The sequence below is a fragment of the Limnofasciculus baicalensis BBK-W-15 genome, assembly GCF_024178385.1.
GTDB classification, from domain to species: domain Bacteria; phylum Cyanobacteriota; class Cyanobacteriia; order Cyanobacteriales; family Coleofasciculaceae; genus Limnofasciculus; species Limnofasciculus baicalensis.
Genome location: NZ_JAMZMM010000245.1, coordinates 1 through 9322, shown reverse-complemented (window position 1 = coordinate 9322; position 9322 = coordinate 1). Strand labels below are relative to the sequence as shown.

At 40.8% G+C, this 9322-nt stretch carries 11 protein-coding genes; 5 read left to right on the top strand and 6 right to left on the bottom strand.

Annotated elements, in window-relative coordinates; all coding sequences use genetic code 11:
- Together NJ959_RS20420 and psb35 are read right to left on the bottom strand one after the other, a co-directional pair.
- A partial coding sequence (locus tag NJ959_RS20420) for an RNA-guided endonuclease InsQ/TnpB family protein (protein ID WP_254013583.1) occupies positions 1–1090 on the bottom strand: 1090 nt, incomplete at its 3' end.
- A gap of 227 nt (positions 1091–1317) precedes the next feature.
- Positions 1318–1539 (bottom strand): photosystem II assembly protein Psb35, encoded by a 222-nt coding sequence (gene psb35 / locus NJ959_RS20415; protein ID WP_254013582.1) that lies wholly within the window; start codon positions 1537–1539, stop codon positions 1318–1320.
- Positions 1540–1694: 155 nt separating this feature from the next.
- Between psb35 and NJ959_RS20410 the strand changes: the two genes are divergently transcribed.
- Complete coding sequence (locus tag NJ959_RS20410; RefSeq protein WP_254013581.1) at positions 1695–1913, top strand: hypothetical protein; 219 nt, start codon at positions 1695–1697, stop codon at positions 1911–1913.
- A 6-nt stretch (positions 1914–1919) separates the two neighbouring features.
- Here the strand turns inward: NJ959_RS20410 and NJ959_RS20405 are convergent, their stop codons facing one another.
- The 3 genes from NJ959_RS20405 to NJ959_RS20395 all read right to left on the bottom strand — a co-directional run bounded on the left by NJ959_RS20405 (position 1920) and on the right by NJ959_RS20395 (position 2861).
- The gene (locus NJ959_RS20405; protein ID WP_254013580.1) at positions 1920–2153 is read right to left on the bottom strand and encodes a hypothetical protein; all 234 of its coding nucleotides are present in this window, start codon (positions 2151–2153) and stop codon (positions 1920–1922) included.
- A 119-nt stretch (positions 2154–2272) separates the two neighbouring features.
- Positions 2273–2578 carry a DUF2973 domain-containing protein gene (locus tag NJ959_RS20400; RefSeq protein ID WP_254013579.1) on the bottom strand — a complete coding sequence of 102 codons (306 nt, stop codon included), beginning with the start codon at positions 2576–2578 and terminating at the stop codon, positions 2273–2275.
- 103 nt (positions 2579–2681) lie between these two features.
- Positions 2682–2861, bottom strand: coding sequence for a DUF2605 family protein (locus tag NJ959_RS20395; RefSeq protein ID WP_254013578.1), 180 nt, complete (start codon positions 2859–2861; stop codon positions 2682–2684).
- A gap of 296 nt (positions 2862–3157) precedes the next feature.
- Here NJ959_RS20395 and NJ959_RS20390 point away from each other — a divergent pair, with 296 nt between their 5' ends.
- Both NJ959_RS20390 and NJ959_RS20385 read left to right on the top strand, forming a co-directional pair.
- On the top strand, positions 3158–3361 hold the full coding sequence (locus NJ959_RS20390) for a hypothetical protein (RefSeq protein ID WP_254013577.1): 204 nt from the start codon (positions 3158–3160) through the stop codon (positions 3359–3361).
- A gap of 27 nt (positions 3362–3388) precedes the next feature.
- Positions 3389–4312 (top strand): Uma2 family endonuclease, encoded by a 924-nt coding sequence (locus NJ959_RS20385; protein WP_254013576.1) that lies wholly within the window; start codon positions 3389–3391, stop codon positions 4310–4312.
- Between the two features lie 95 nt (positions 4313–4407).
- Here NJ959_RS20385 and NJ959_RS20380 read toward each other — a convergent pair whose 3' ends face one another.
- Entirely contained in the window at positions 4408–6756 is a 2349-nt protein-coding gene (locus tag NJ959_RS20380; protein WP_254013575.1) for a sialidase family protein, read from the bottom strand.
- A gap of 684 nt (positions 6757–7440) precedes the next feature.
- Here NJ959_RS20380 and NJ959_RS20375 point away from each other — a divergent pair.
- Positions 7441–8454: a hypothetical protein gene (locus NJ959_RS20375; protein WP_373693685.1), complete on the top strand. Its 1014-nt coding sequence runs from the start codon at positions 7441–7443 to the stop codon at positions 8452–8454.
- A 103-nt stretch (positions 8455–8557) separates the two neighbouring features.
- The gene (locus NJ959_RS20370; protein WP_254013573.1) at positions 8558–9301 is read left to right on the top strand and encodes an HAD family hydrolase; all 744 of its coding nucleotides are present in this window, start codon (positions 8558–8560) and stop codon (positions 9299–9301) included.
- Positions 9302–9322: the final 21 nt, after the last annotated feature.

Here is a 9322-nt window from a genome sequence, read left to right as displayed (position 1 = left end):
CAGCTATTACTTTGACTTTCTCTTTCAATGAACCCCAAGACGCATCCCAAATTGCCCGATTTAATCCACTTTTTGCTAATTGTCCATTTTCTAAATACTTCCCTGTTGTTGAGTCAATTTTTGGGCGACAACGTTTGAGCATCCCCTTAACATTTAAGTCTTCAAAGATGATACAGCACTTAGTCTCTGAGTTTAATTTGTGAGCTAGTTTCCATTGGAAATCTTGACGCTGTAACCCAACTTTATTTTCGAGTTTAGCCAGATATCGATAAGCTTTAAGGCGATTTTTAGAGCCTTTTACTTTTCGACTAGCTCCACGACTTCTAATATTTCTCCTTCGTTCTTGTTTGGCATAAAATCTCGGATTAGCTACAATTTCACCCGTGCTAATTGAGACGATTTTTTTAATCCCTAAATCTACCCCAATTGCTGAAGTAACTTCAGGTGGCGAGAGCATGTTAGGAACTAACGTATCTTCTAATCGGACTGAAACATACCAACCATCAGACTTACGCCGCACTGTAACAGTTTTAACTTTAAATCCGTCTGGAACTAAGCGAGATTGATAGAATCGCATCCAACCAATCCCTGGCAATCTAACTTTATTTCCTTTAAATCTGACATCTCCTGGTGGATAACTAAAGGAATGATATTGCCCCCGACGTTTAGTTTTAGGAAAAGCACTCAACCCCTGAAAAAATCTTTGAAATGCCTCGTCAACTCGTCTTAACATTTGTTGTAAGACATGATGTTGAATCCGCTGATACCAAGGACGTTCCCGTTTGAGATTGGGTAAATCAGCATCTTGTTGTGCCAAAGGACTTCGTTTTTTACCAAAACCATTTTTATCTCTTGTCCAAGGATTTCCATAAAGAGCATTTTTAGAAACAGAACAACTTAACGGGCTGGATTCACCGCGAGTATAAATATCACAGTAATCCCCCATCGCTGGAAAGGTAACTTGTCGATAAGCGTCAAGTCTTTCTCTAATCCTAAAGTTATATTGAAGCCGTAACATTTCAACTTGCTCTTCCATCTCTTTTGCTTGAGATGAAGAAGGGTCGAGTTTATAGATATAAGCTAATAGCATCAGACGTTTTTTTGCTGATGAATATATTGTTTAACCATCAGAGTATACTAGCGATTATACTTGATTTTTTTATCGATAATAATCAATATACAATATTTAGTCATCTCTTAATATTAAGTTTTATTACTATTGTTTATTGGTCTTGAATATTTGACGGCGACTCAAGTCGCCACCGCCTTATCCCCGTGGCTAAAGCCAGGGGCTTGCGGCTCGTTTTTCGGTCAGGCTTAACTTTTTTCCCTATCCCCCACATCGGAATTGTCTGATGTATTAATCTTGGGCACAATTTTGGGACGCTCCGCATTTTCCCAACCAGGAGGACGTTTAGAGTTGTACCAGGCTATTGAGCCAATTGTTACGGCGGCAATAAATCCGACGACATACACCAGCGTAAAATAAACTGGAAATTGAGAGGTGCTACCTACTCCGACTTCCATGAATAAATTCATTAGGATCTTGACTCCCGATTGGTAATTTTCGCTATTTTATCATAATTGTAACATTTTGTTACTTTGATTTATATAAATTGACAGATATCAACTTGATGGGCGAAAGAGTTTTTGGTAAAATCTGATACAGACTTTTAAAAAAGCTAGGGAATCTCATGGAAAAACTTTATCCACAGGAAGTCGGAACCAACTCGTCTGAGTTGATTCAGTTGTTTTCTGAGACGATGAATAATCGTCAGATCAGTTTTGCTGACTGGTATCAATTAATGACAGAACCGTGGGATGATACCTATAGCGCTGATGCCGAAGATACTCTTAATCGCATGATCTATGGAGTGCGCCACGGGTTAGTGAAGGTAGTCGATAAATCTTGAACTATTCTAAGCTTCGTAAGCTCGACCTCCTACAAACAGGGCAGTTGCCAGAGCGATTCCTGGTAATGCGATCGCTGCTGATAAAGGAGAGCGAAGCCAATTGGGTTGGTTGTATTCTGCCTGATAGTCATTGTATTTGCTCATCATACAGGATTGAACTGGAGTGAGTGAACTCAACACAACATTAGTTGCGATCGCAGTTGTGGAGATAATAGCTGCTAACAATAATTTAGATTTCATGACAATTCCCTCCTCCAAAGGATTTGCTAAAATAGCATCAATTTGCTTAATTTTAATTCAAAGACTCGATTTCAACCTAAAAGGTTAAAAGGAGTTCAAAAGAACTCCTGCAACTGCTTCTAAATTTCTTCTGGTTTATCCACACTGCTACCTGGAGAAGCATTATAGAGAGCATCTAACCTTTGACGAGCATCTTCAACAGTCATTGAGCGCATCACTAATAACGGTTCGTTAATGGGGTTCCCACGATCGTCGAACATTTCCGGGTGCGTTAGGGGAGTAGGATCTCCAGCCAAGGGGGATCTTCTCGGGGTAGGGTAACCCCTTTGAGAATCTATACCCAGCGTCATCAAGCTGCGCATCAAATTGGCAATGGCTAGAAAGGCGATGATTGTGAAAGCAATGACATAAATCAGGTGTAACATGGCTTAATCCTCCAGACTAAATCACTTGTCTGTAAACTTCTTGTCTAGATTTGGCAATAATTTAATTTTTTTATCGCTATTTAGTTAAGCTTATCAAAAGTAGCTAGCTATCGGATCGCTCTGATGAATCTAAGTTGGGATCTCCTGAAATTTCAACCGCTCCTCTCCCTGACACCAGGGATCTCCAGCGCCTTGACACTTCCCAGCACTCAGCTACCAACCGATGCCATGGCAATAGGGTAGCGGGTTCAATCCCCACTTGGCAACTAGGCCATGGGATCATCAACAGTGTGTCTTTAGACCGGGGAGTGTCAACTTAACTCCTTTTACTCTTCTTCACCAAAAAACGAGCGGGAGATCAACTGGCTGTCTTCCACGGGGAGGAACGCGGCTGCGACTTGAGTCGCCGTCAAAATAGTGGAAATTGTCATCTTCTGGTCTGTTCTACCCATTACCGCCTTGGAGTTGCTCGACTCGGTGTACTTTTGTAATGCACTTTCAACAGGACAATTACTGTTTCAAGTTTTACAACTCCCGCTCGTTAGAGTCGGGGAGTTTTCAAGCCCCTAGCTGTCTTCTATGGGGTTCCTGACAATCAGCTCCCATTCCCTAACATGGTACTGGGAAAAAGTAATTTATGACTTGGAGCGCGATCGCACTCTAGTCCAGCAAAGCAGATCGCTAACGATAGAATTGGAGAATGCGATCGCGCTGCTGCAAAGCAGATCGCTTTCTCCAACCCCGTCATGCCCTATTTTCCAAAACTTGGTATCTAAACAGTAATCTAATAATAGATATTAAACAAAAGCTATGTACATATCAAATTCGCAGCCAGCTCCTATTGAAACGCTGCCTACGATGTACGACTTACCCAGTGAAAACCCGGAGGAACCTGGTTTGCCCGATGAATTTCACGGTTGGCAAGCTCATATCTTGTGCGATACCTGTTGTCCGCCAAATTACCCAGCCGACCAAGTTTTCTTAGCTAGCGATCTCAATCTTTACTACGATTCCCAGCATGTCCATTGGTACAAAAGACCCGATTTCTTTTTGGTTGTAGGTATCCCTAGATTGTACCAAGAAAAAGACTTACGTTTGAGTTATGTGATTTGGCAAGAAAAACTTAGTCCTCTCGTTGCGGTAGAACTTCTGTCACCGGGTACAGAAGATGAGGATTTAGGATTAACAGAGTCAGAACCAAATAAACCACCAACTAAATGGCAAGTCTACGAACAAATTCTGAAGATTCCCTATTACTTTGTTTTTAGTAGATACACCAATCGACTAAGAGTATTTCATTTGAGAGGAAATCGTTACCGAGAACAAATTTTAACAGAACCGCGATTCTGGATAGAGGAATTAGAATTAGGAATAGGATTATGGCTGGGAGACTATCAAGGTTGTCAGCGGCTATGGCTGCGATGGTATGACAATAAGGGAAATTGGATTCCGACACCTAAAGAACAAGTTGAACAAGAACGTTTTGCTAAGGAATTTGCTATTCAACGCGCTGAAGCAGAAAGACTTGATAAGGAATCTGCTTTACAACGAGTTGAACAAGAACGTTTTGCTAAGGAATTTGCTATTCAACGCGCTGAAGCAGAAAGACTTGATAAGGAATCTGCTATTCAACAAGCTGAAGCAGAAAGACTTGATAAGGAATCTGCCTTACAACGCGCTGAAAAATTAGCCGAACGATTAAGATTGATGGGGATTAATCCAGACGATCTCTAGCTAATTAGGACTTAGGTAAGTGTCAAGAAAACGTAAATAGTAGTTTCTAGTAGGCGATTAATCGCCTACTAGAAACGAGAAAAATATGCTAATTACTATAGCAATAAAATAAATACTCCAGTAAATACAATAAATGAACCAATTCCTCGGATCGCTAATTTGTTTAAGGGTAATTTTTTCTCCAAACCTAAATACCCGAAAATGATATAACCTGCTACACCTCCGATTGCTGCTGCGATAAATCTCAATTTCGGATAGACAATAAACCAGAGTGCAATTGATGTGAAAAAATCGATTTTATATTCCTGTTGCGGTACTGAAAGAATTTGCCATGTATTCCCAGCGTCTGTGGATTTAAACACTTCACCTTTCGCGGAACCAAAACCGTAAATAGTGCGATCGCTAGCGTAGGTAGGAGAAAATTTAATTGGTATACCCGCAGATGGAACCTCACCCATTTTGGCAAATTGATGATTTTTATTGGTAAACTCTTGACCAATTTGACTAAAGGTTTGACCCCCATCTACGGTTTGAAATAATCCTTTTCCTTTCACACTAACAAGGAAAGTGCGATCGCTCTGGTAATTTGGTGATATGGCAATTCCTGTTATATAACCAGTTTCAATCTCAGGAGAACCCGCTAATTTCACCCAAGTTTTCCCGCCATCATTTGTTTGCAAAATACCACTAGGAGTTCCAGCTAGCAGCATCGGATCTACTTTGTAGTTTGGTGACATCGCTAACTGGAGAATGTGGATATCTTTTAATCCATTTTCTGTAGCTGTAGGTTGCCAGGTTTTACCAGCATCAACTGTTTTATATACTCCTTCAGGTCCCAAAGCATATAAAGTCTTGTCAGAGGAGAAATCTGGTGATATTAATAGAGAAATCGATTCATTAAAATTGCGATTCCCTACATCGCCAATAAAGTCGAAGCTAGCACCACCATTAGTAGAGCGATAGATGATACCGTATTGGGTTCCCAAATAGACAGTCTTGTCTGTAGCGAAATTTGGTGAAGGAACGTTCGTCATGCCACGATTGCCACGACCTTTGGTACTAGGAATCGGCACAATATCCCAACTATTGCCACCATTTGTAGACCTTAAAAAATTATCCCATAATACAGTAGCAAATATGGTTTTGTCTGAAGAGTAGTTAGGAGAAAAAGCAATATCGAAGAAGCGTCTCGGATCTTGATTTGGTTTCTTGAAATCTTTGGTAAATCTGGGTATTTCTAACCCTTTCATTACTAGTTGCCAAGTTGCCCCTTTATCTTTACTGATGTTAATCTCTTTGACATAAGTGGCGAATGCTACTGTGGAATCTTTCTCATAATTAGGGGACACTGCCATACTAATAATCGTGCTGGTAGACAAGGTAGGTAACTCTTGCCAAATCTCACCCCCATCGGTGGATTTAAAGAGTCCGTTGAACCCCCCCAAGAACATGGTTTTATCTTTGCTAAAGGCATTGGAAACACTCAATTTACTGAAATGGGGTTCCTTAAATCCTGATTGATCTGCTTGATCGTCTTTCGTCAAACCATTACTATATTTTTTCCAGGTGTTTCCCCCATCTATTGATTGAAATACTCCTTCATCCCACGTCGAAGCCAAAAGGGTGAAATCTCGATCTGAATTAGGGTAGATGACAATATCTTCAATCTTTTTATCTGATAAACCATTATTTATTTGGGCGAACGATCCTCCATTATCAGTAGATTTAAAAATACCGCCAGTCTCTGTACCAACAAACACTGTTTTATCTGAAGAAAACTTAGGGGATAGGGCTATGGCAATAATAGCTCCACTATTTTGGATCGTAACACCGGGCTGCCAAGTATCCCCACTATTACTGGAAAAGTAGAGAATACCTTGTTTATCACCAACAACAATTTGGTCTTTATTGTCTGGCGCAAATCCTATCGCTTTTATGGCGTTATTGCTGTCTAGCACTTTAGCCCAAAGTTCCCCGCCATTTTTAGTTTTATATAGTCCTTTTTCCTTTCCTGTGGCTAAGACAAGATCCGCAGACTGAGGCGAGATTGCCAGAAGCTTAATATCTAATTTGTCTAATCCATTATTGACTTTTATCCAAGAATTACCTTCATCTTGTGACTTATATATTCCATCACCCAGGGCTGATAAGAATAGAGTTTGTTTCGTCTGAGGAGAAATACTGAGAGATGATAACTCGCCGACATTATCTAAACCTCGTACTATTCTTTGCCAACTTGTACCTCCATCTGTGGATTGAAATAAGTTGCCCCTAGCAAAAATAAATAGGGTTTTGTCTTGCTCGTAATTTGGAGATAATTCTACTTGTTCGATAACGTCGTGTGGTCTATGTGCTAATGCCGTCGGTGCGTCAACTACTAAGAAGGTTAACGCCAATAAGATAAAAATAAATAGTCGTTTCACGATCTCTAAAATTTTATTCATGTTTAATTTGATTCTCATTACAATAACATATTGGCGATTGGGTGTGGGGCTTGGAAAAAATAAACACGGCTCGTTACAATTCTATCAGCTGATCTTTTCAGCGACAAGAGATTTTTCCTTTCCAGGGGAGTATATGACAAAATGATAGATCGTTGTTTGGGGAGATTGTAAATAATTGTATTTTTTTATCAAGAAGTGTTGAGACTTTGATCGAGAGTAAAGACTTGTGGAAGTGTTACTTGTGGATTGAGGGAATCGCTTTCAGAGATTAACCTGACTAGGTTGTAAGTGAGAGGCCTCGAAATTATAGCATAATAGCAGAAAGCGATCGTTTTTGCTGGTATGGCAGGGAATCGCTAACCAGGGTAGTTTTAAGAAACGATCGTCATCTGCAATAATTCTAAGAAAAAATTTACTTTTTTTAAAGAAAACTAAATTGTTCTAGTGGTAGACTTCCAGGTAAGCATTATTCTGTTGAATCTTAACGCGGAAACATCTACTATGAGCAAAACAACCGACTCCCACAATCCGATTAATACGGAATCGCAGCAAAAATACTCAACTAGTTTTTCTGGCTCCGCAACCACTCAAAAGGGAAGACATCCTCATGGCTCCGGGGGCGAGGGGCTTAAAGTCCAAGATGATGTCCTCAATCATGGCTTGAAGGACTTTCCGACTTGTACTATGTCAATTATGGTGGCACGAACGGATCTGCCTTTCATGATGCACACTATTCCCCATCTGGTGAAGATGTGCGATTTCCCCTTTGTGGAAAGGGTATTATTTGTTGATACTGCACCACTATCAGGAGAGAAAGTAAATCGCCCTGGAGTGGGTTCGATGGCACAACTGCGGGAATATTGCGATCGCTTACTCACATCGGGAATAGTAGATAAGGTAGTGGATATGGATTATTCACCAGCCTATCGCGATCGCATTTATCGCAAGCATTTTGGCGCTCCCATTAGCTCAACTCATAATTATAAAGGATATCCGATTCTCGGCAGCATTTTTTCAATTGAAGAAGTTCAAGGTGACTACATGCTGCACTTTGATAGCGATATGCTCCTCCATCAGGAACCAGGTTACAATTGGATCTTAGAAGGTATTAAATTACTGAAAACACATCCAGAAGTGATGGCAGTAAGACCCCTGACAGGACCACCTAGCCCTGATGGTAGCTTACACCAATCGGTCCCTTACGATCGCGATCCAGATGGGTTCTATCGATTCAAGTTTTTTAGCAGTCGCGCCTTCCTCATCAATCGCAAACGTTTCGATAGTTTGCTACCCTTACCAGTTATGTGGCGTTCCTATAAAAATACAATTTTAAACGGGTTACCTACATCAGTAAAAACATCTCTAAACTGTCTCACAGGTAAAGGTTTGCTTGACTCATGGGAACTGATGGTGTCAAAACGTTTGGAAGAAACTTCCTACATTCGAGCCGTTTTGGAGTCACCTAAAGCCTGGACAATTCATCCGAAAGAGCGAGGTCCAGAATTTATCGAAGTATTGCCGAAAATTATTGAAAAAATTGAGGAGGGCTGGTATCCTGAATCCCAAATAGGTCATTACGATCTGCTATTTGAAGACTGGCTTGAGGAATTGGAAAATGACGAAACGTCGCTGCTCAAAAATTGGGATGCAGGATGGCAAATGTCTCTAATACCAAGCCTTCCTGCAACAATATGGTAGAACAAAGGTTTAAAGCTGACAAGTAAATGTGTGGATCTAATTGCTAATTGCCAATTGTCTTGCTAGGATTAGCAATTAGCAACATTTTCAGGAGTATTCCCCCTTGGTAACCATTCGCTGTCGGAATGTGACATTTCCCAATATCCAAGCTATTATCTTTGATAAAGATGGTACGCTAGAAGATTCCCAAAGTTTTTTGCGAGAATTGGGATATAAAAGATCGCGCCTCATCGATGCTCAAATTCCCGGAATTGGCGAACCCCTACTCATGGCATTTGGCATCCAAGGCGATATCCTCGATCCTACAGGATTAATGGCAGTGGGTAGCTCTCGAGAAAATGAAATAGCAGCAGCAGCTTATATTGCAGAAACGGGTCGAGGTTGGTTAGAATCATTAGAAATAGCTCGTCGTGCTTTTGCTGATGCGGATAGATATATCAAAGATGGAGCAGTAAGTTCACCATTATTTACAGGTAGTCTGGAAGTATTAAAATTTCTTTCAGAGGCGGGTTTAAAACTGGGAATTCTTTCTGCTGCTCCTACCTCAGAAGTGCAATATTTTGTCAAGCGTCACCAGTTAAATTCTTACATTCAGTTACAGCAGGGTGTTGATGATGGTCCTAGTAAACCAGATCCTAGGCTATTTATTCAAGCCTGTGAAACTCTGGGCGTGCAACCTGCTGCAACCCTAATGGTTGGCGATTCCGCAGGTGACATTAAAATGGCAAAGAGTGCCGGGGCAGCAGGTTGTATTGGGATTTGCTGGGGTACGGCAGAAGCAGCACATTTGGAAAAAGCAGATATTGCGATCGCGCAATTAGACGAAATTGAACTAATTTATTCTTAAAATGGGGAGTGGGGAGTGGGG

Excerpts from the sequence above, each read along its gene's own strand:
- psb35 (WP_254013582.1), bottom strand. The coding sequence starts at position 1,539 with ATGAATTTATTCATGGAAGTCGGAGTAGGTAGCACCTCTCAATTTCCA.
- NJ959_RS20410 (WP_254013581.1), top strand. The coding sequence starts at position 1,695 with ATGGAAAAACTTTATCCACAGGAAGTCGGAACCAACTCGTCTGAGTTG.
- NJ959_RS20405 (WP_254013580.1), bottom strand. The coding sequence starts at position 2,153 with ATGAAATCTAAATTATTGTTAGCAGCTATTATCTCCACAACTGCGATC.
- NJ959_RS20400 (WP_254013579.1), bottom strand. The coding sequence starts at position 2,578 with ATGTTACACCTGATTTATGTCATTGCTTTCACAATCATCGCCTTTCTA.
- NJ959_RS20395 (WP_254013578.1), bottom strand. The coding sequence starts at position 2,861 with ATGATCCCATGGCCTAGTTGCCAAGTGGGGATTGAACCCGCTACCCTA.
- NJ959_RS20390 (WP_254013577.1), top strand. The coding sequence starts at position 3,158 with ATGGGGTTCCTGACAATCAGCTCCCATTCCCTAACATGGTACTGGGAA.
- NJ959_RS20385 (WP_254013576.1), top strand. The coding sequence starts at position 3,389 with ATGTACATATCAAATTCGCAGCCAGCTCCTATTGAAACGCTGCCTACG.
- NJ959_RS20380 (WP_254013575.1), bottom strand. The coding sequence starts at position 6,756 with ATGAATAAAATTTTAGAGATCGTGAAACGACTATTTATTTTTATCTTA.
- NJ959_RS20375 (WP_373693685.1), top strand. The coding sequence starts at position 7,441 with ATGTCAATTATGGTGGCACGAACGGATCTGCCTTTCATGATGCACACT.